Origin of the sequence: Streptomyces marianii (assembly GCF_005795905.1) — a bacterium.
Taxonomy (GTDB): domain Bacteria; phylum Actinomycetota; class Actinomycetes; order Streptomycetales; family Streptomycetaceae; genus Streptomyces; species Streptomyces marianii.
In genome coordinates, this window is record NZ_VAWE01000001.1 from 5,116,849 (window position 1) to 5,136,491 (window position 19,643).

The window sequence follows — 19,643 nt, forward strand, 5'->3', positions numbered from 1 at the left end:
CCGATGCCGAAAGAGATCCCGCTCAGAGCCGCCGTGGCACTGTCCGGCTGGGTGGCGCTCGCGGCGACCCTGCTGCCCGGGGGCTCACCGGCGAGATGGGTGCCGGTGCTCCTGTTCGTCTGCTTCGGCCCCGGCCTCGCGCTGCTGCACCCGCAGCCGGAGGGCCTGCGGCCCGGCGCCAGGCTGGAGGCGTTCGCGCTGGCCGCGCCGATCAGCCTCTCGATCGGCGTGCTCACCGCCACCTCGCTGTTCCTGGTGCGGGGATTCACGGTGACGGCGTTCCTGCTGCCCCTCGCCGCCTTCGCGACGGTCGTCGCCGCACTGCCGGGACTCCCGCTCCCCGCGGCCACGCGCGGAGCGGCCGGACGTGCGCGTGAGTTCTCCCGTGGGGCGCCTCCCGCAACCCCGGCCGGGGAGACGGTCCCGCGATCGGGGAGCGACGCCGCGGCCGACGGCGGGAGCGGCGGCACGGCCGGACGTGCTCAACACGACGACGGCGGTGGCCGATGAGCGGACGGTATTCGGGACCCCGCCGGCGCGCGGGGGCGGCGGTCGTCCTCGCCACCGTCGCCGCCTTCCTCGCCGGGATCGGGATCTGGGCCACCGCCGACGACGGCACCGCGGACGAGGACTTACCGGAGAACGCCGTGTCCGGCGAGCCCCCGGGCGGGCCCTGTGCCCCCGACGCCGTACTCGCTCCGCGCTGCGGCGCCTGGTGGGGCGCGTACATCCCCTACGACGAGAACGGCTCGCTCACCGCACCGGTGTACGCCTTCGAGAAGAAGATCGGGCGGCGGCTCGACCTCGTGTACACGTACCACGACATGTCGGGGAACGAGCTCGACGGCCGGCTGCTCACCCCCGACGAGCAGGAACTGGGCCGCGACCGGCTGCTCATGCTCGCCTGGGAGTCCACGGTGTGGAAGGAACCGCACCACGCAGGCTGGACCGAGACCCAGCTCGGCTGGAGGAACATCGCGTCGGGACGGTACGACACCGAGATCGTCGACCCGCAGATCCGCCGCATCAAGGCGTACGGGAAGCGGGTCTTCCTCTCCTTCGACCAGGAGGTCGACGCCCGGATCAAGGAGGGCGCCGGGACTCCGGAGGAGTACGTCGCCGCCTACCGGCACCTGCGGGACCGCTTCGAGAAGCTCGGCGCGCGCAATGTGGTGTGGGTGTGGACGGTCTCCGGCTACCTCGGCAGCGCCGACCTGATGAAGCGGCTCTACCCCGGGGACGAGTACGTCGACTGGCTCGCGATGGACCAGTACAACTACTACACCTGCCACAAGACCACGGACTGGAAGGACTTCGAACGCAGCCAGCGCCCCAGCCACGACTGGCTGGTCGCGAACATCTCGGACGAGAAGCCGCTGATGCTCGCCGAGTTCGCGACCGTCCCCGATCCGGCCGATCCCGACCGGCAGCGCGCCTGGTACGCCGCCGTCCCGCAGGTCGCCAGGACGATGCCCAGGGTGAAGGCGATGGTCCACTGGAACCGCGCGGTGCCGGGCGAGGGCTGCGATCTGACGGTCAACGGCGGACCGGGCCTGGAGGGCTACCGGCTCGCCGGCCGGGACGCCTGGTTCAGACAGCCGGTCCCGAGCCGCTGACGGACTTCCGCCGGGCGGCGCCGCGGTCCGCCCGGCGGTGGGCGAGCGCAGCGACCGCCGCCGCGAGGAAACCGGCCGACACCGGCAGCGCCGTGGCGGCGAAGGCGTCCTGGGCGGCCCACCCCGTCACCGCCAGGACCCACACCGTGCCCGCCGTGATCCGCCCGGGCACGCCCAGGGCCCACAGGGCGGTGGCGGCCAGCCCCAGGCACAGCAGCTGGAGCACGGGCGGCAGGACGGTGAGCACGTCCGCCCCGCCGACGGCCCGGGCCGGCAGTACGTCCGCCAGGGCTTCGTGCCCGGGGCCCGTGGCGGGAGCGGGCCGTACGCCCAGCAGCGCGGGGGCGGTGTGCAGCGCGGCGGCGGTGGTGAGCAGCGCGGCCGTGAGCAGGACCGGCCGGATCCGGCCCAGCGCCACGGCCCCGCTGTACACGACCACCAGCAGCACCCCGGCCGTCACCGTCAGCGGTGGCAGGGCGTGCAGCAGTTCCCGGCCCGACAGCGGTCCGGGCGGGACGTCCCGCGCCCCGGCCAGCGGGAACCAGAACAGTCCGGCGGCCACGCCCAGCAGCAGCCACAGCCAGGCGGCCGTGCCGGACTCCTCGCGCCCCGCGGACGCCGGAGGCTCCGGCGGCGGGTACACGGATATCCCGAACGCCGGGGTCGCCGCCTCGTGCACACCCCGCAGATACACGGTCTCCCGGGTCCGGTCCGGGTCCCGCCCGGCCGCCGCGGAGGCCCGCCGCTCGGCCGCCCGACGCGCCCAGGCCGTGCCGTAGTCGTCGGCGGCGGGGCGCCGGCGCGGCGCGAACGGCCGTTTCCCGCGCGGCGGACGGGGCTCGCGGCCGGCGAGCGCCGCCCGGACGCCCGGAGCGGAGACCAGCGCCATGAGCGACATGGAGAGCAGCATCGCCAGGCCGGCGCCGGAGATCCCGGCCGGGCCCGTCAGCACCGCCGCGCTGCCCAGCACCATCGCGCACATCGCGCCCTGGAGCGCCGCGAGCACGCCCGTACGGCCCTGGACGCGCAGGACGCCGATGTACAGCTCCACGACGACGCGGGGCAGCGCGGCGGCGGCCAGCAGCCGTAGCACGGTCGTGCCGTGCTCGGCGTAGTCGGTGCCGAACGGGGCGAGGATCAGCGGGGCGAACACGACGAGGACGGCGACGACCGGGACGAGCAGTAGCGCCATCCGGCGCAGTGCGCCGCGCACCCCCTCGGCGAGGCCCCCGGGGCTGTGCGAGGCGTGTGCCGTCAGCGACGAGGCCATGTTGATGGCCATGAACTCCATCGTGCCGCCGACGGTGTAGGCGATGTAGAAGAAGCCGTTGTGGGCGGCGTCGAAGCGGACGGCGACCATCACCGGCAGCAGGTTGATCATCGCCAGGGAGAACAGGGCGCCGACGGAGTCCCCGGCGAGGAAACGGCCGACGTCCCGCATCCGCGGCGGTTCGCGGTCGCGGTCCGCGACGGACTGACGGGGTATCAGTCGGCGGAACACCAGCCAGCCGAGGGGGAGTACGGACAGGGCGATCGCCGCCGCCCACGACACGAAGACCCCGAGGGCGGGTACGGCGCCCGCGAAGACGATGAGCAGCAGCAGCTTGCCGATGGAGAACACGGCGTTGCCGACCGGCACCCAGACCGCCTTGCGCAGCCCGGTCAGCACCCCGTCCTGCAGGGTGAGCAGCGCCCAGGCGACACAGGCCGCGGTGAAGACCGCTCCGGCGACGGGGCCGTGCAGCGGTGCGTACGAAGGACCCCACAGGTCGAGGGTGACCAGGAACGCCGCACAGGCGACGCACACGACGGCCGAGCTGACCGCGTACGCCCGCCACACCAGCGGGCCGGTGGCCCGTCCGGCCCTCGGGACGTACCGCACCACCGCGCCGATCATCGTCGTCGCGGTGACCGAGGCGAGCAGCCGCATCGCGGCGATGGCGGCCGATCCCTGCCCCACGGCCTCCTCGGTGTAGTACCGGGCGGCCACCAGCCAGAAGCCCAGCCCGAGCGCGGCGGAGACCCCGGTGGAGAGCATCAGCGCATAGGCGTTGCGGAACATGGAGTCGCCGCCGGCGGATCCGCCGGCCGCCCCTTCGGCGGGCGCCCCTCCGCCGGTGGCGGTGCCGGGCCGCCGCACCCGGGTCGTCTCAGCCACCGGTTCCGCCCTCGGTTCCGCCCGGGGGGCCGCCGCCGGAGCCCGGGGCCGGTGGGGCGCCCGCCGGCCGCACCCCCGCCGCCTCCAGTACGGCGATGATCCGCTCCGCCCCGCGCGGATCGGCCGGGAGGGCGTGGCGGGCGAACCAGCGGGCCGGTTCCGGGTCGGGCGAGGGATCGGTGAAGAGCTCGGAGGCGTAGTCGTCGAGCGGCGGGTCGTACAGGTAGCCGGTGGTGATGCGGCGCCGGTCCAGCGCGGCGATGGCCGCGTCCCGGTCGGCGACCAGGAGCGGGACGCGGAAGAGCGGCTGCACCGGGCCGGGTCCGGGCGCGCCCCAGGGGCTTGCCAGCAGCAGCCGGGTGCCCTCGAGATGGGCCGCGAGACGGTCGTCGAGGCGGTCGAGCAGCCGCGCGGTGCGGCGGAGCCGGGCGCGTCCGGGGCTGATCCGGTAGTCGTGCATGTCGACCCGCACCCAGGAGTGGAACGGCGGGAGCGCGGGCGCCTGCGCGACCGCCCGCTCCAGCTCGCCCGGCCGCAGCGGCATCCGTATCGCCTCGCGCTCCTCCATGCCGAGAAGCCGCATCACGGCCCGCGCCGCGCGGACGAGGCGCAGCCCCCGCACGCCCGCCTCCGCGTACGGCCGTAACGCGTGGACGAGTTCGGCGGAGAACCGGGAGGGCGTGAGGAGGGCGTCGCGGGCCTCCCGGAGGGTGTCCCGCAGGGCCGGGTCGGCGAACGTGAGGAAGCCCCCGGTCTTGGCGGCGGTGTGCTTGGAGAGGCTGAACACGGACGCGTCGCCGTAGGAGCCGACCGGCCGGCCGCCGGCCACCGACCCGATCGCGTGCGCCGCGTCCTCCAGCAGCGGGACGCCCAGGGCGTCGCAGCGGGCGCGCAGCGCGGGCGCGGGGTCGGGGTTGCCGTAGAGGTTGGTCGTGACGACCGCGTCCAGGCTCCGCCAGGTGGCCTCGGGGACCGCGGACACGTCGATCGAGCCGTCCCTCGGGTCCAGCGGCGCCTGGACCGGACGCAGGCCCGCCGCCAGCACCACGAAGAGGATGACGTCGTCGTTGACCGGCGACATCAGTACCCGTCCGCCGGGCCCGCACCAGTGGCGGAGCGCCACGTACAGCCCGAGCCGGCACGACGGCACGTACAGGCACTCCCTGCCGAGGCGGTCGCGCATCCGCGCTTCCAGTGCCTCCCCCACGGCCTCACCATCCCCCCTGAAACCCCGGCTCAATGTGGCCCATACCGGACCCCACCGTCAATAAGGCGGAAGGGCCCATCCCTTGACGGAATGGACCCTTCGGACGGGGCTCTGCGGGCGGGAGGTCACTCCTCGATCGTGAGGCCCTTTCTGAGCCTGTTCAGCGTGCGGGACAGCAGGCGCGACACGTGCATCTGCGAGATGCCGAGTTCGTCGCCGATCTCGGACTGGGTCATGCCCGCGACGAAGCGGAGGGAAAGGATCTTGCGGTCGCGCGGCGGCAGCGAGGCGATGAGCGGCTTCAGGGACTCGATGTACTCGATCCCCTCGAGGCCGTGGTCCTCGTAGCCGATGCGGTCGGCCAGCGTGCCCTCGGTCTCGTCCTCGTCGGGCTGCGCGTCCAGGGAGCTCGCGGTGTAGGCGTTGCTCGCGGCCATGCCCTCGACGACCTCGTCCCGCGTGATGCCGAGGCGATCGGCGAGCTCGCCGATGGTGGGGGCGCGGTCGAGCTGCTGGGCGAGTTCGTCGCCGGCCTTCGCGAGGTCCAGCCGCAGCTCCTGCAGCCGGCGCGGGACGCGCACGGACCAGGAGGTGTCGCGGAAGAAGCGCTTGATCTCGCCGATGATGGTCGGCATCGCGAACGTGGGGAACTCCACGCCCCGGCTGAGTTCGAAGCGGTCGATCGCCTTGATCAGGCCGATCGTGCCCACCTGGATGATGTCCTCCATCGGCTCGCTGCGGGAGCGGAACCGGGAGGCGGCGAACTTGACCAGCGCGAGGTTGAGTTCGACGAGGGTGTTACGCACGTAGGAGTACTCGTGCGTGCCCTCCTCGAGGGTTTCGAGCCGGGCGAAGAGCGTCTTCGACAGAGCGCGCGCGTCCACGGGGCCGACCTCGCTGAACGGCGGGAGTGCCGGGAGGTCGAGGTCCTCGGACTGCTCGGTGTGCCCGTACTGCTCGTACGGGGGGTGCTCGTCGTACGCGTCGAGCGCGTGGCGCCCGGAGTGCTCGGGGGACTCGAGGTGATCGTGCTTGTGTGTCGACGGCGCGTACGGGGTACGCGTTTCGTCGAGCCGGGGTGACATGGTCTCCTCCATCGTTCTCGGCATATGGCTGCCGATGCCCATACGCGGTGCTGCGGTGTGCGGCGCCTCCAAAGCCGGCCGTGTCGGTGGTGTCTCTCTAGCCCTACCCGGTCCTTGCCGGACGTTGCAAGTGTCGAAAGTCATGTATGTCCGATTTATGGGGGAGTTCGGCTACCGATCGGCGTACGAAAGGCGTAGTGTTCTGCGGACGTCAACGTCATCGGCGAAGAGGACGGGCATGGACCGCGGGACGGTCGGTAGTGCGAATCGAGGCCGCCTTCGGGTCGAGGTAAGGACCGAAGGCCCGAGCGAAGTGGTGACTCCGGCGGGTGAGCTCGATCACCACACCGCCGAATTGTTGCGTGCGCCACTCGAGGACGCGCTCGACCAAGGTCGTGCACGCCTGGTGGTCGACTGCTCACACCTCGAGTTCTGCGACTCCACGGGACTCAACGTGCTCCTCGGTGCCCGTCTCAGGGCCGAGGCCGCCGGGGGAGGGGTCCATCTGGCCGGGATGCTTCCCGTCGTGGCCCGGGTCTTCGAGATCACCGGTGCGGAGGCGGTCTTCTCCCTCCACGACTCGGTCGAAGCGGCCCTGTCGGAGTGACTCCCGCCGCATGACCGGACCGGGGGGTGTTGTCCGGGTCCGGCCGGGCAGAAGACCCCCGCAAGGATCCCTCCGGGACCCCTCGCAAAAGCGTGCGGAGCTCCGCACGCTCCGTATCGACCCACACGCGAACTGGTGAATCGGTGAGGTGAAGCGCTGATGAGCACCACCCGGCAGCATCCGCCGGGCGACCTCGGCCCCGAGCCGGACGGCGCCCCCGCCGGCGGTGGACCCGGCACCGTCCTGCCCGACGGCCGGGTGCGCACCCTGGCGCTCGGGAACGCCAGCGGCATCGTCCCGCTCGCTCGCGACTTCACCCGGCAGGCCCTGTACGACTGGGGCTGGCTGCCCGCCGCGAACGCCGACCGCCGTGCCGCCGCCGAGGACGTCCTCCTCGTCGTCTCGGAGCTGGTCACCAACGCCTGTCTGCATGCGGAGGGCCCCGACCGGTTGCGCGTCTCCAGTGACGCCAAGGTGCTCCGGCTGGAGGTCACCGACCTCGGCGCCGGCCAGCCCGCGCCGCGGACCCCGCACCGGGCCGGCCGTCCGGGCGGTCACGGCATGTTCATCGTCCAGCGGCTGTGCCTGGACTGGGGCGTCGTCAGGACGCCGGGGATGACCGGCAAGACGGTGTGGGCGGAGCTCGCGGCGCCCTCCTAGCCGGGGCCCGGGTCCCGGGGTTCGAAGCTGTTGTGGAGCACGGCGATCCGCCGTGCTCTTTGTCTTCCCTCCACAAGGGCCCGGGCGTACCTTGAGCGCCGATCTGATGTGTCGTCAGTTATCTGCGGCGACTTCCGGCATGAGGGGAACTCGAGGTGTCGTACCAGAAGCGGACAGCTCTCACGCTGGCAGCGGCCGTGGCGGGCTCGGTGGTGCTGACGGCCGCGCCCACCGCCCATGCCGCCGTCGTGGACGTCGACTACCGGTGCCAGACGCCCATCGGGCCCAAGGGGGCGGTGTCGCCGATCGACATCAAGGCCGTCAGGAGCGGCGGCGGCTACAAGCTCACGATGTCCTTCCGGAAGGGCGTCTCGTCCAGCCCGGTGGAGCTCGGCAAGGGGGCGATGAACCCGAGCGCGGTCATCGAGCTCGGTGGCGCGGAGAAGCGCGAGGTCCCGGTCTCGGGGCCGTCGAACGCCGAGGCGATCCCCGCCAACACCCCCATCAGGATCAACGACTTGAGCGGGACGTACACCCCCGGGAAGAGCGGCAGGGTCACCTTCACCGCCGGGGTGCTCACGATCAAGGCACTCGGCACGACGACCACGTGCACTCCGGGGAACGACCCGAAGCCGTCGCTCGAACTGGACGTCACAAGCGCGGGCGGCGGCGGTGCGCAGTCCGGCTCCGGCTCCGGCTCCAGCGCCGGAGTCGGAGTCGGAGCCGATGAGCTGCCGAGGACCGGTCCCCTCGACTCCGCGCCCGCGCTCGGCACGCTCGGCGGCACGGTGCTCCTGACCGGAGCCGTCGGGGTGCTGTGGCTGACCCGCCGCGGTCCGCGGTCCGCGGGCTGACCGTGCCGGCCCGCGCCCGACCCGCCGCCGCGGCCGTCGCCCTGCTGTCCGTGCTCTGGGCGGCCGCGCCCGCGGCGGCCGGGCAGGACTGGACGGCGGAGCCCGCGACGGGCGGCAGGCCGTACGTCTACCTGGAGGGCCCGCCCGGCACGGTCATGGAGGACGGGGTCTCCGTGACCAACCCCGGGGCGGAACCGCTGACGGTACGGCTGCGGGCCGCCGGTACGGCCAGGCCGGTGTTCGCCGAGGACCGCGTCACCGTCCCCGCCCGCACCCGGGCCGATGTGCCGTTCGCCGTCACGGTCCCGGCCTCCGCCTCCCCCGGTGACCGCTCCGCGCGGGTCGTGGTGTCGTCCGGCGGCCGTGAGGCGGTCGTACGCGTCCATGTGCGCGTCACGGGGCCCGAGCTGGCAGCGCTCACGGTGGAGGACGTCCGGGTCGACGGCCGAGTGATCCGCTACACCCTCGTCAACCGGGGCAACACCGTGGTCGTACCCAGGCTCGCCGTACGCGCCGACGGGCTCACCGGAGAACTGCTGAGACGCCCCGCCCGGACGCTGCCGGTCGAGCTCGGCCCCGGCCGGAGCCTGGAACTGACCGAACCCTGGCCCGATCCGCCCGCCCTTGACTCCGTCGACGTCACGCTCCGCGTCACGGCCCCGGGCGCCGCGTCCGCCGCGGCGACGGCCTCCGCCCGGTACGTGCCGTGGGCCGCGGCGACGGGAACGGCGCTGGCGCTCGGTGCGGCGGCGGACGGTTTCGCGCTGTGGCGCGGCCGCGGACGCACCCCCGACCGGCCCGACCGGCCCCTGGCACAGGCGGGAGCCCAACCGTGAACGGCGCCTCACACACCCCGTCCCCCCGGCCCCGCCTTCTGCGACGGCCGTGCCGCGCGCCCCGTGCGTCGCGGTGCGCCGCCGCCGGCCGCGGGATCGCCGTCCGGTTGCCGGCCGTGCTCCTCGTCGCGGTCGTCGCGGCCGTCGCCGTCGCCGGTCCGCCCCCGTACGCCGTCGCGGACACGAAGCCCGCCGTCCGTCTCTCCGCCGAACAGGCGGGCGGAGGCGGTGACATCACCGTCAGCGGCTCCGGCTGGCGGCCCCGGGCGTTGCTGATGCTGCTGATCTGCGGGCAGTCCTCTCCCGGCAGAGGGGTGATCGGCGGCACCAACTCCTGCGCCAACGCCGGGGGCCGGGCCGTGACCACCGACGCCAAGGGCGCCTTCAGCAGGAAGATGCCGGTCGCCGAGCCGCCGGAGCCGTGTCCCTGTGTGGTCCACGTCGCCACGGTCACCGGCGAACGGGCCTCTGTGGACGCGCTGTTCACGGTCGCCGGGCATCCCACGGCCCCGTTGCCGCGGCAGACGGACGGCGGCAGGCTCGCCGTGCTCGCGACCGCCGAACTGCGGGGGTCGAGCGGGCTGCTCGTCTGGTTCGGCGCCCCGCCGGGCCGTGAACTCGTCTTCACCGTCGGCAATCTCGGTACCGCCCCGGTCGAGGACCCCGTCTTCCGGGTCGGTACGGCCCACGGCGTCTTCGCCCCCCGGTGGGAGGAGCGCCAGTGGCGCGGCACCGTGCAGCCGGGCGGGAAGGCGCAGATCAAGCTGCCCGTCCAGCTACCGGCGGGGGCGCATGGCGACTACCAGGTCTCCGTGAAGTACGGCTCGAAGGTGCTCGTCGAACAGCCCTGGGGCGTGGGCAGGCCCTGGGGTGTGACGCTCTTCTGGGTGCTGCTGGCCGTCGTCGTCCCGGCGGCGCTGTTCCGGATCGGGATGGCCGTCGTGGACCGCGTACGGCCGCGGCACCCCGGCCGGCACCGCACCCCGCACCGCGTCCCGCCCCACCCCGCCCCGCCCGGGGACGGGACGGCCTCCTCGGCGGCGGACGGCCGCCCCGTCGCCACCCCCTCGGCCCTGCCGTGGTTCACCCCGGACTCCGCACCGTCAGAGAACCGACCCACGACGAAGGGACACATGTGAGCACGCAACGGAGGATGAGCGCGGCAGGGGTCGCGCTGATGCTCGGCGGCGCGGGGATCCTGCTGGCCGCCTCCCCCGCCCAGGCCGCCGGCGTCTCGTACGCGACGGAGTGCATCCCGCCGCCCATATCCGGCCTGCCGCCCGTCCAGGGCACCACCGAGGTGCAGATCACCGCGCCTGCGGAGGCCGAGGTCGGGGACGAGATCGAGGTGGTCTGGAAGACGGTCGAGGCGGCGTCCAAGAACCCCGATGTGCTGGATCTGCAGAAGGACACCGTCAAGCCGACGGGCACCCTCAAGGTGGCCGGGGCGCAGACCGCCGACCTGGCGATGGAGGGGCCCCGGCAGAACCCGCCGATCCCGAAGAACAGCCCCATGGTGCTGCCCGACATGAAGGCCAGGCTGAAGCTGACCGCCCCCGGCGAGATCACGCTGACGCCCGGCGCGTACACCATCAACGTCTCCAAGCCGATCTCGACCGACACCAAGTGCGCCCCGAAGGAGGCCGTCCAGCCGGGGGCGACCGTCAAGGTGACGGAAGGCGGCGGCGGTTCGGGCGGTACGACGGGCGGCGACACCGGTGGTTCGTCGAGCGGTGGTTCGTCCAGCGGCGGTCCGTCCACCGGCGGCTCGTCGAGCGGTGGCAGCGACTCCGGCGGGTCCACGGGCGGTGGCGGCGGCCAGACCGACTTCGAGGGCAAGGAGGTGCGGGTCGCGTACTCCTGCAAGACGCCCATCGGCGACAAGGAGGCCGTCTCCCCGGTCAGGATCGACGCCAGGAAGAACGGCGGCGACTTCGACCTCACCGTGAAGTTCTCCACGTCGGTGATGGACAGCCCCGCCGACATCCCTGCCGACTCCGTGAAACCGTCGATGGAGGTTCGGCTGGGTGGTGCCGACAAGGGCTCCGTGCACGTCGAAGGCCCCACGAACAAGGAGCCCATCAAGGCGGGCGACCCGATCGGGATCCCCGATCTGACCGGCACCTACAAGCCGGGCGCCGGCGGCAAGTCGACGCTCAGCCCGGGCGTGCTCACGGTCGAGGCGCTGGGCACGACGACGACCTGCACCCCGCCCGCCGACGTCGCGGTCTCCCTGGAGCTCGACACCTCCGCCCAGCCGGGCGGTGCGAGCGGCGGCTCCGGCGGTGCCGCCTCCGGCTCGGCAGGCGGCGGTGACGTCTCGGGCGGCGGTCTCGCCGACACCGGCGCCGGGGACGGCGGAGCCCTGCGCGCCCTCGCCCTGGTGGCCGGCACGGTCATCCTGACCGGTGGTGCGGTCTTCACGTTCACGCCGTGGGGGAGGCTGCGCGGGGCTCGGTGAGCCGCACGGGCGCGACGGGCCGGCCGGGCTTCCCACCAGGCCCCGCGACGGCGGCAGCGGCGAGGTCACGACGACGAGGAGCCCCCGACCACGAGCACGGCGTCCTGAGTCCGGAGACGAATTCCCGAGCTCGGGGACGGCGGCATGCGAACGGGGAAGACGGCATGGGAAGGAAGGCCGGCCCGGCGCGCGGTGTGCGTGCCGGGCCGACCCCGTTCCGCGGTGAGCGCCTGTGCCGGCGGACGACGCCGGCCGGGCCCGTGTGACGTCAGCGGACGTCGCCCATGAGGGTGCGGATCTTCCTGCCCGCCATCATGAACGTCAGGCCCGCGACGATCGCGACGACCGCCCACATCGAGTAGTACGCGGAGTCGCCCAGCGGCTCGTTGAGCTTGGTGGTCCAGCCGTTGAGGGCGTTGCCCGTCGCGGTGGCCAGGAACCACAGTCCCATGATCTGGCCGACGAACTGCTTGGGGGCCAGCTTCGTGGAGAGCGACAGGCCCACCGGCGACAGGCACATCTCGCCGAGGGTCTGAACGAGGTAGACGCTCAGCAGCCAGAAGACGGTGACCTTGCCGGTCCCGCTGTTCGCGGCCGCGGCGCCCGCCAGGCCCATGATGGCGAAGGAACCGCCGATGAGCAGCATCGCCAGGGCGAACTTCATCGGGGTGCCGGGCTCGCGGTTGCGCTTGGCGAGCCTGACCCAGAGGGCGGCGAAGAGCGGGGCCAGCACGATGACCATGGCCGGATTCACCGACTGGTACCAGGACGCGGGGAACTCCCAGCCGCCGATCACACGGTCGGTCTTGTTGTCCGCGAACAGGGTCAGCAGCGAGCCCGACTGGTCGTAGATCATCCAGAACAGCACGGCCGTGGCGAAGAACCAGGCGAACGCCTGGATCTTGGGCTTGTCGGTCGCGGTCAGCGCCGGGTTCCGGTAGATCGCGACGAAGTAGACGACCGGCACGACGATGCCGAGGACCGCCAGGACGTTGACGACGTGCTCGATGTCGTACGTGCCGAGCAGCACGTCGACGGCGAGGGCGGCGACGGCCAGGCCGCCCCACAGCAGGACCTTGCGCAGCGCGGTCCGCTTCTCCTCGGGCGTCGCCGGAGTGCCGGGCTCCTTGCCGACGTCGCCGAGGTGGCGGCTGCCGAGGACGTACTGGACGACCGCCAGCGTCATGCCGATACCGGCGACGGAGAATCCGAGGTGCCAGTTGACGTTCTCGCCGAGGTAGCCGACGACCAGCGGGGCGGCCATGGCACCGATGTTGATCGCCATGTAGAAGAGCGTGAAACCGGCGTCCCGGCGGGCGCTGGACTGGCCCTCGTAGAGCCCGCCGACCATGGCCGAGATGTTCGGCTTCAGCAGACCCGTACCGGCGGCGATGAGCACCAGGCCGGCGAAGAAGGCGGTGTCCGACGGGATGGCCAGGGTGTAGTGGCCCAGGGCGATGACGATGCCGCCGACGAGGACGGCCTTGCGCGCGCCCCACAGGCGGTCGGCGATCCAGCCGCCGGGCATGGCGGCCATGTAGACCACGGCGTTGTAGACGCCGTAGATGGAGGCGGCCAGCGCCTCCCTGCCCTGGAGCGGCCCGTCGAGGACCCCCGCGACCAGATAGAGGACGAGGATGCCGCGCATTCCGTACCAGGAAAAGCGCTCCCACATCTCCGTCATGAAGAGCGTGGCCATACCGCGTGGGTGGCCGAGGAAGGTCTTCTCGCCAGGGGAGCTGGACGAGTCCTTCGTCAGGCTGGACGCCATGTCGATCCTTGCTGCTCGGGACGCGCCGCGTCGTGAGCGGTTTCCGCGCCCGGTGGGGGGCGGCCGGCACCGGCAGGGGAGCGGTCCCGCCCCCACGCCCGAGGGGCCCGCCCCTGGCGGGGGACGAGGGACAGTCCTCACCGGGATCCGCGCCCCGCGCGCGTCGCCGCGTGCGGGGACCGGCCCAGGTCATTCACGGTCGCGGAGTCGGGCGGGATCCCGCCCGACTCCGCACAGAAAAGAGACCTTTGACGATGAAAGAGGCCAAAGGTCCCGAGTGGTGCTGTAGGTGCTTTAGTGACATAAGGCACGATAGCGACATGTTTAGACCACTTGAGAGAAGGATCACAGGCGTTTCGCGGAACCGCCTGCCCGCATTCGAAGGCGCGAACCAGGGTCGCGCCGCCGACATCGGGGGCCTGCCCAGGCCCCCCGGAGTGTGACCGCCGCGGACTACCATCACCCCATGACCCGTGTACTGCTCGCCGAGGACGACGCATCCATCTCCGAGCCGCTGGCGCGCGCGCTGCGCCGGGAGGGGTACGAGGTCGAGGTCCGTCAGGACGGCCCGACCGCGCTACAGGCCGGGCTCCAGGGCGGTGTCGACCTGGTCGTGCTGGATCTCGGGCTGCCCGGGATGGACGGGCTCGAAGTGGCGAGGCGGCTGCGCGCCGACGGCCACAGCGTGCCGATCCTGGTGCTGACCGCCCGCGCCGACGAGGTGGACACGGTGGTCGGCCTGGACGCCGGCGCCGACGACTACGTGACCAAGCCCTTCCGGCTCGCCGAACTGCTGGCCCGGGTGCGGGCCTTGCTCCGGCGCGGAGCCACGGAGCCCGCGGCGGCTCCCGCGACGCACGGCGTGCGGATCGACGTCGAGTCCCACCGGGCCTGGATGGGCGAGGAGGAGTTGCAGCTCACCGCCAAGGAGTTCGACCTGCTGCGCGTGCTGGTGCGGGACGCCGGCCGGGTGGTCACCCGCGACCAGTTGATGCGCGAGGTCTGGGACACCACGTGGTGGTCCTCCACGAAGACGCTCGACATGCACATCTCCTGGCTGCGCAAGAAGCTGGGGGACGACGCGGCGAACCCGAGGTACATCGCGACGGTCCGAGGCGTCGGCTTCCGCTTCGAGAAGAACTGACCGCCGGGGACCGCCGGCCGCCCCCGAGCCCGGTGCCCCGGGAACCCGTCTCCCCGGACCGGCCGCCCGGACCGGCCGCCCGGGACCAGCCGGCCCCGGGACCTGACCGCCCGGGACCAGCCGGCCCCGGGACCTGACCGCCGGGATCTGACCCCCGGGACACGGCGGTTCGGGACACAGGGCCTCGGGGCCGCACCGTCCCGGGCCGGCAAGGACCGCGGGGGTCCGGCCCCCGCCACGACCGCAAGACCCGCCCGGAGGGCACCGTGCGCCGCCGACTGATCAACTCCACCCTGGCCGTGGTGCTCGTGGTGATCGCCGTCTTCGGTGTGTCGCTCGTCATCGTCGAGACGCGGACCATCAGCAACAGTGCCCAGGAAAGCGTCGACTCCGAGGCGCTCCGGCTGGTGAGCGTCATCGAGGCCAAGGTCCTGGAGCACGAGCGGGTCGACGACGGGGTGCTGGCCGACCAGATCGGGCCGGACCGGTTCGCCAGGATCGAGATCCCCGGCGGCCCGCCGATCGAGGTGGGGCAGCGGCCCTCCGGCAGCGTGATCCGCGGCACCGCCACCGGAGACCAGGGGGAGCGGGTCACCGTCGAGGAGTCCCGGGCCACCGTGACCCGCGAGGTCGGCCGCTCCCTGATGATCATCGGTGCGGTGGCGCTGCTCGCGGTCGTCGCCGCCGTACTGCTCGCCGTGCGGCAGGCCAACCGGCTCGCCTCGCCGCTGACCGATCTCGCGGAGACCGCGGAGCGGCTGGGCTCCGGCGACCCGCGGCCGCGTCACAAGAGGTACGGCGTCCCCGAACTCGACCGCGTCGCCGACGTCCTGGACGCCAGCGCCGAGCGGATCGCCCGGATGCTGACCGCCGAGCGCCGACTCGCCGCGGACGCGTCCCACCAGCTCCGTACGCCTCTGACCGCCCTGTCCATGAGGCTGGAGGAGATCTCCGCCACCGACGACCCGGACACCGTCAAGGAGGAGGCGAACGTCGCGCTCACCCAGGTGGAACGGCTCACCGACGTGGTGGAGCGGCTGCTCACCAACGCCCGGGACCCGCGGACCGGGTCCGCGGTCGCCTTCGACCTCGACGAGGTCGTCAAACAGCAGATCGAGGAGTGGCGCCCGGCGTACCGCAGCGCGGGTCGCGCCATCGTCTGCTCGGGCAAGCAGGGGATGCGGGCCGTCGGCACACCGGGCGCGGTCGCCCAGGTCCTGGCCGCGCTGATCGAGAACTCGCTGATGCACGGGGGCGGCACGGTGGCCCTGCGTACCCGTGTCACCGGCAACCAGGCCGTCATCGAGGTGACGGACGAGGGCCCGGGCGTACCGGCCGACCTGGGGGCGCGGATCTTCGAGCGCACCATCAGCGGGCGGAACTCGACGGGTATCGGTCTCGCCGTGGCCCGGGACCTCGCGGAGGCGGACGGCGGACGGCTGGAGCTGCTGCAGCAGCAGCCCGCGGTGTTCGCCCTGTTCCTGAGCCGGGAGGCGCGGCCGCGCAGGGAGGAGCCGGAGCACACGGTGCGCTGAGGCGGTGCGGGACGCACCGGCACGGGACGCCGGGGATGGGCGCGGCGGGCCGGTTCAGCTGCCGACGCGGTCGGGCGCCTCCGTGCGCCGCTGCTCCAGGAACGACTCCGCGGTCTGCACGGCCTCCCGCGCCGGCAGGGCCCGGAAGACCCAGGTGCGGTACGACCAGAAGCGGAACAGCGTCGCGACCGCGATGCCGAAGAACTTGAAGAAGTTGCTCTGCAGCGGGCTGTCCCAGCCGAACCCGTAGGTCGCGACGTACAGCACACCGTTCTCGATCACCAGGCCGGCCGCGCTGAACAGCAGGAACAGGGTGAGTTCCTTGGTGCGGCCGCTCCTGTCCCGGTCCCGGTACGTGAAGTAGCGGAAGCCCACGTAGTTGAACAGGATCGCGATGACGGTGGCGAGGAGGCTTGCGCGCACCACCGGGATCTCGGTGGTCTGCCGCAGCAGGTTGAAGACCGCCATGTTGACCAGGAGGCCCAAGGCGCCGACCGCGCCGAACTTGGCGACCTCGCGCGCGAGCCGGTTCAGTCGCACACGCAGTGCGCCCCGTTCGCTCATGGTGTTCGCTGGTCCCGTCCGGTCGACTACGTCAACCAGACCACTCTAACCAGCACCTCCGCCGTGTGCGCGACGGACGGCCATGAACGGGGCGCACGCCTTCGAAGGGGCACACGTCTTCGTTGGATCGTACGAACCGGTGGGGCGGACAGGACCGTACGGAGCTCCGGATACCCTGGGAGGGTGACGTTCCCCGTAGTCGGCATGGTCGGCGGCGGACAGCTCGCCCGTATGACACACGAGGCAGGCATCCCCCTCGGCATCAGGTTCAAGCTCCTCAGTGACACCCCCCAGGACTCGGCGGCCCAGGTGGCCGGTGAGGTCGTCGTCGGCGACTACCGGGACCTGGACACGCTCCGCGCCTTCGCGCGCGGCTGCGACGTGATCACCTTCGACCACGAGCACGTGCCCACCGAGCACCTGCGGGTCCTGGAGGCGGAGGGCATCCCCGTCCGCCCGGGCCCGGACGCGCTCGTGCACGCGCAGGACAAGGGCGTGATGCGCGCACGGCTCGACGCGATCGGCGCGCCCAGCCCGCGCCACCGCATCGTCGCCGACCCGGCGGACGCGGCCGCCTTCGCGGCGGAGGCCGGGGGTTTCCCCGTGATCCTCAAGACGGTGCGCGGCGGCTACGACGGCAAGGGCGTGTGGATCGTCCGGAGCGAGGAGGACGCCGAGCCGCCGTTCCGCGCCGGCGTGCCCGTCCTCGCCGAGGAGAAGGTCGACTACCGCCGCGAGCTCGCCGCGAACGTCGTCCGCTCCCCGCACGGCCAGGCGGTCGCGTATCCGGTCGTGGAGTCGCGGCAGGTCGACGGCGTCTGCGACACGGTGATCTCCCCCGCGCCGGACCTGGACGGAGAACTGGCCGGGCAAGCCCAGCAGCTCGCGCTGCGCATCGCCCACGAGCTCGGCGTCGTCGGCCATCTGGCGGTCGAGCTCTTCGAGACCGCGGACGGCCGCGTCCTCGTCAACGAGCTGGCGATGCGCCCGCACAACTCCGGGCACTGGACCCAGGACGGCGCCATCACGTCGCAGTTCGCCAACCATGTGCGGGCCGTGCTCGACCTGCCGCTCGGCGACCCCCGCCCCCGGGCGACGTGGACGGTCATGGCTAACGTCCTCGGCGGCGACTACCCCGACATGTACCAGGGCTATCTGCACTGCATGGCCCGGGACCCGCAGCTGAAGATCCACATGTACGGCAAGGACGTGAAGCCCGGGCGCAAGGTCGGACACGTCAACACCTACGGCGACGACCTGGACGACGTGCTCGCGCGCGCCCGTCACGCGGCCGACTACCTCAGAGGAACGATCACCGAATGACCACCGCTCCCGATTCGGCCCCCCTCGTCGGCATCGTGATGGGCTCGGACTCCGACTGGCCCGTCATGGAGAACGCCGCACAGGCCCTGGACGAGTTCGAGATCCCGTACGAGGTGGACGTCGTCTCCGCGCACCGCATGCCGCGCGAGATGATCGCGTACGGCGAGGAGGCGGCCGACCGAGGGCTGAAGGCGATCATCGCGGGCGCGGGCGGAGCCGCCCATCTGCCCGGGATGCTCGCCTCCGTCACCCCCCTGCCCGTGATCGGCGTGCCCGTTCCGCTGAAGTACCTCGACGGCATGGACTCGCTGCTCTCGATCGTGCAGATGCCCGCCGGTGTGCCGGTCGCGACCGTGTCGGTGGCCGGAGCGCGCAACGCGGGCCTGCTCGCGGCCCGGATCCTCGCCACCCAGGACGCCGACCTGCTGGCCCGGATGCGCGACTTCCAGCAGGAGCTGAACGACCAGGCGACGGAGAAGGGCCGGCGGCTGCGCTCGAAGGTGGAGGGATCCGCGGCGTTCGGCTTCGGCAAGTAGGCTGCGACCGTGGATTTTCTCACCGAAGCCCGTTCGCTGCTCACATCCTTTCCCGTCGTCGACGGCCACAACGATCTTCCGTGGGCCCTGCGCGAACAGGTCCGCTACGACCTGGACCGCCGCGACATCGCGACCGACCAGACGGGCAGCCTGCACACCGACATCCCGCGGTTGAGGGCCGGCGGGGTCGGAGCTCAGTTCTGGTCGGTGTACGTGCGCAGTGACATGGCCGGTGACGAGGCGGTCAGCGCCACGCTGGAGCAGATCGACGTGGTGGACCGGCTGCTGGCCCGCTACCCGGCGGACCTGGCGCGTGCCCTGACCGCCGACGACATGGAGGCGGCGCGCGAGGAGGGCCGGATCGCCTCCCTCATGGGGGCGGAGGGCGGCCACTCCATCAACAACTCGCTCGCCACGCTGAGGGCGCTGCACACGCTGGGCGTCCGCTACATGACGCTGACGCACAACGACAACAACGACTGGGCCGACTCGGCGACCGACGAGCCGCGCTTCGGCGGACTGTCGGCGTTCGGCCACGAGGTCGTGCGGGAGATGAACCGCACGGGCATGCTCGTCGACCTCTCGCACGTCGCGCCGGCGACGATGCGGAACGCGCTCGACACCTCCGTCGCCCCGGTGGTCTTCTCCCACTCCTCCGCCCGGGCGGTCTGCGACCACCCGCGGAACATCCCCGACGACGTGCTGGAGCGGCTCCCGGCGAACGGCGGCGTGGCGATGGCCACGTTCGTCCCGAAGTTCGTCCTGCAGGAGGCGGTCGCCTGGACGCGCGGGGCGGACGAGAACATGCGGGAGCACGGGCTCCACCCCCTCGACACGACCGAGGCGGGCATGAAGGTCCAGCGGGCGTACGAGGCCGCTCACCCGCGTCCGATGGCGACGGCGGCCACGGTCGCGGACCATCTGGACCACATGCGCGAGGTGGCCGGAGTCGACCACATCGGCATCGGCGGCGACTACGACGGCACCGCGTTCACCCCGGCCGGCCTGGAGGACGTCGCGGGCTACCCCAACCTGATCGCGGAACTCCTGCGCCGCGGCTGGTCCCGCCCGGACCTGGCCAAGCTCACCTGGCAGAACGCGGTCCGCGCCCTCCGCGACGCGGAATCCGTCGCCCGCGACCTCCAGTCCCGACGCGCCCCCTCGAACGCGACGCTCCGGTCGACGACGAGCGCGCCCACGCCGTAGCCCGGGGACGCGCCGCCACGGCTCCGCGTCACGGGCACGGCGCTCGGCCGTACGGCTCCCGGCCGTACCGCGGCGGGGGA

18 protein-coding genes are annotated in these 19,643 nt (G+C 72.7%); 13 read left to right on the forward strand and 5 right to left on the reverse strand.

The window, feature by feature from the left end; genetic code table 11:
* The first annotated feature begins 3 nt into the window (after window positions 1-3).
* Both FEF34_RS23130 and FEF34_RS23135 read left to right on the forward strand, forming a co-directional pair.
* On the forward strand, window positions 4-510 hold the full coding sequence (locus FEF34_RS23130) for a hypothetical protein (protein WP_234042525.1): 507 nt from the start codon (window positions 4-6) through the stop codon (window positions 508-510).
* Window positions 507-1,616, forward strand: a complete 1,110-nt coding sequence (locus FEF34_RS23135; protein WP_138054856.1) for a glycosyl hydrolase — start codon at window positions 507-509, stop codon at window positions 1,614-1,616. The genes FEF34_RS23130 and FEF34_RS23135 overlap by 4 nt, the downstream gene beginning before the upstream one ends.
* On the opposite strand, the gene FEF34_RS23140 is transcribed toward FEF34_RS23135, so the two are convergent.
* The 3 genes from FEF34_RS23140 to FEF34_RS23150 form a co-directional block, all read right to left on the reverse strand.
* Entirely contained in the window at window positions 1,591-3,774 is a 2,184-nt protein-coding gene (locus tag FEF34_RS23140; RefSeq protein WP_138054857.1) for a lipopolysaccharide biosynthesis protein, read from the reverse strand. The two genes, FEF34_RS23135 and FEF34_RS23140, sit on opposite strands and share 26 nt — an antisense overlap.
* Window positions 3,767-4,981, reverse strand: a complete 1,215-nt coding sequence (locus FEF34_RS23145; protein ID WP_267905250.1) for a DegT/DnrJ/EryC1/StrS family aminotransferase — start codon at window positions 4,979-4,981, stop codon at window positions 3,767-3,769. Before FEF34_RS23145 ends, FEF34_RS23140 begins: the two co-directional genes overlap by 8 nt.
* A gap of 125 nt (window positions 4,982-5,106) precedes the next feature.
* On the reverse strand, window positions 5,107-6,078 hold the full coding sequence (locus FEF34_RS23150; protein WP_171053053.1) for an RNA polymerase sigma factor SigF: 972 nt from the start codon (window positions 6,076-6,078) through the stop codon (window positions 5,107-5,109).
* A gap of 226 nt (window positions 6,079-6,304) precedes the next feature.
* Here FEF34_RS23150 and FEF34_RS23155 point away from each other — a divergent pair, with 226 nt between their 5' ends.
* The 6 genes from FEF34_RS23155 (at window position 6,305) to FEF34_RS41410 (ending at window position 11,484) form a co-directional block, all read left to right on the forward strand.
* Entirely contained in the window at window positions 6,305-6,673 is a 369-nt protein-coding gene (locus FEF34_RS23155) for an STAS domain-containing protein (RefSeq protein ID WP_138054858.1), read from the forward strand.
* Window positions 6,674-6,832: 159 nt separating this feature from the next.
* A complete protein-coding gene (locus FEF34_RS23160; protein ID WP_138054859.1) occupies window positions 6,833-7,333 on the forward strand; it encodes an ATP-binding protein in 501 nt (166 codons plus the stop codon).
* Window positions 7,334-7,488: 155 nt separating this feature from the next.
* Window positions 7,489-8,187 (forward strand): peptidase, encoded by a 699-nt coding sequence (locus FEF34_RS23165; protein ID WP_138054860.1) that lies wholly within the window; start codon window positions 7,489-7,491, stop codon window positions 8,185-8,187.
* A complete protein-coding gene (locus FEF34_RS23170; protein ID WP_234042526.1) occupies window positions 8,151-9,023 on the forward strand; it encodes a COG1470 family protein in 873 nt (290 codons plus the stop codon). The genes FEF34_RS23165 and FEF34_RS23170 overlap by 37 nt, the downstream gene beginning before the upstream one ends.
* Window positions 9,024-9,139: 116 nt before the next feature.
* On the forward strand, window positions 9,140-10,162 hold the full coding sequence (locus FEF34_RS23175; RefSeq protein WP_407698355.1) for a hypothetical protein: 1,023 nt from the start codon (window positions 9,140-9,142) through the stop codon (window positions 10,160-10,162).
* Window positions 10,163-10,176: 14 nt separating this feature from the next.
* Window positions 10,177-11,484, forward strand: coding sequence for a hypothetical protein (locus tag FEF34_RS41410; protein ID WP_171053054.1), 1,308 nt, complete (start codon window positions 10,177-10,179; stop codon window positions 11,482-11,484).
* Window positions 11,485-11,752: 268 nt separating this feature from the next.
* Here the strand turns inward: FEF34_RS41410 and FEF34_RS23190 are convergent, their stop codons facing one another.
* Window positions 11,753-13,255 carry a peptide MFS transporter gene (locus FEF34_RS23190; protein ID WP_138054862.1) on the reverse strand — a complete coding sequence of 501 codons (1,503 nt, stop codon included), beginning with the start codon at window positions 13,253-13,255 and terminating at the stop codon, window positions 11,753-11,755.
* Window positions 13,256-13,721: 466 nt separating this feature from the next.
* On the opposite strand from FEF34_RS23190, the gene FEF34_RS23195 reads away from it, so the two are divergent.
* Both FEF34_RS23195 and FEF34_RS23200 read left to right on the forward strand, forming a co-directional pair.
* Entirely contained in the window at window positions 13,722-14,399 is a 678-nt protein-coding gene (locus tag FEF34_RS23195) for a response regulator transcription factor (RefSeq protein ID WP_138054863.1), read from the forward strand.
* Between the two features lie 266 nt (window positions 14,400-14,665).
* Entirely contained in the window at window positions 14,666-15,934 is a 1,269-nt protein-coding gene (locus FEF34_RS23200) for an ATP-binding protein (RefSeq protein ID WP_138054864.1), read from the forward strand.
* Window positions 15,935-15,988: 54 nt separating this feature from the next.
* Here FEF34_RS23200 and FEF34_RS23205 read toward each other — a convergent pair whose 3' ends face one another.
* Window positions 15,989-16,498 (reverse strand): GtrA family protein, encoded by a 510-nt coding sequence (locus FEF34_RS23205; RefSeq protein WP_138054865.1) that lies wholly within the window; start codon window positions 16,496-16,498, stop codon window positions 15,989-15,991.
* A gap of 183 nt (window positions 16,499-16,681) precedes the next feature.
* Here FEF34_RS23205 and FEF34_RS23210 point away from each other — a divergent pair, with 183 nt between their 5' ends.
* From FEF34_RS23210 to FEF34_RS23220, 3 genes are read left to right on the forward strand one after another with little or no spacing between them, the layout of a single operon-like run.
* On the forward strand, window positions 16,682-17,821 hold the full coding sequence (locus FEF34_RS23210; RefSeq protein ID WP_138054866.1) for a 5-(carboxyamino)imidazole ribonucleotide synthase: 1,140 nt from the start codon (window positions 16,682-16,684) through the stop codon (window positions 17,819-17,821).
* The gene (gene purE, locus FEF34_RS23215) at window positions 17,818-18,357 is read left to right on the forward strand and encodes a 5-(carboxyamino)imidazole ribonucleotide mutase (RefSeq protein WP_138054867.1); all 540 of its coding nucleotides are present in this window, start codon (window positions 17,818-17,820) and stop codon (window positions 18,355-18,357) included. The genes FEF34_RS23210 and purE overlap by 4 nt, the downstream gene beginning before the upstream one ends.
* Window positions 18,358-18,366: 9 nt before the next feature.
* A complete protein-coding gene (locus tag FEF34_RS23220) occupies window positions 18,367-19,563 on the forward strand; it encodes a dipeptidase (protein ID WP_138054868.1) in 1,197 nt (398 codons plus the stop codon).
* Window positions 19,564-19,643: the final 80 nt, after the last annotated feature.

Excerpts from the sequence above, each read along its gene's own strand:
- FEF34_RS23130 (WP_234042525.1), top strand. The coding sequence starts at position 4 with ATGCCGAAAGAGATCCCGCTCAGAGCCGCCGTGGCACTGTCCGGCTGG.
- FEF34_RS23135 (WP_138054856.1), top strand. The coding sequence starts at position 507 with ATGAGCGGACGGTATTCGGGACCCCGCCGGCGCGCGGGGGCGGCGGTC.
- FEF34_RS23150 (WP_171053053.1), bottom strand. The coding sequence starts at position 6,078 with ATGGAGGAGACCATGTCACCCCGGCTCGACGAAACGCGTACCCCGTAC.
- FEF34_RS23155 (WP_138054858.1), top strand. The coding sequence starts at position 6,305 with ATGGACCGCGGGACGGTCGGTAGTGCGAATCGAGGCCGCCTTCGGGTC.
- FEF34_RS23160 (WP_138054859.1), top strand. The coding sequence starts at position 6,833 with ATGAGCACCACCCGGCAGCATCCGCCGGGCGACCTCGGCCCCGAGCCG.
- FEF34_RS41410 (WP_171053054.1), top strand. The coding sequence starts at position 10,177 with ATGAGCGCGGCAGGGGTCGCGCTGATGCTCGGCGGCGCGGGGATCCTG.
- FEF34_RS23190 (WP_138054862.1), bottom strand. The coding sequence starts at position 13,255 with ATGGCGTCCAGCCTGACGAAGGACTCGTCCAGCTCCCCTGGCGAGAAG.
- FEF34_RS23195 (WP_138054863.1), top strand. The coding sequence starts at position 13,722 with ATGACCCGTGTACTGCTCGCCGAGGACGACGCATCCATCTCCGAGCCG.
- FEF34_RS23205 (WP_138054865.1), bottom strand. The coding sequence starts at position 16,498 with ATGAGCGAACGGGGCGCACTGCGTGTGCGACTGAACCGGCTCGCGCGC.
- purE (WP_138054867.1), top strand. The coding sequence starts at position 17,818 with ATGACCACCGCTCCCGATTCGGCCCCCCTCGTCGGCATCGTGATGGGC.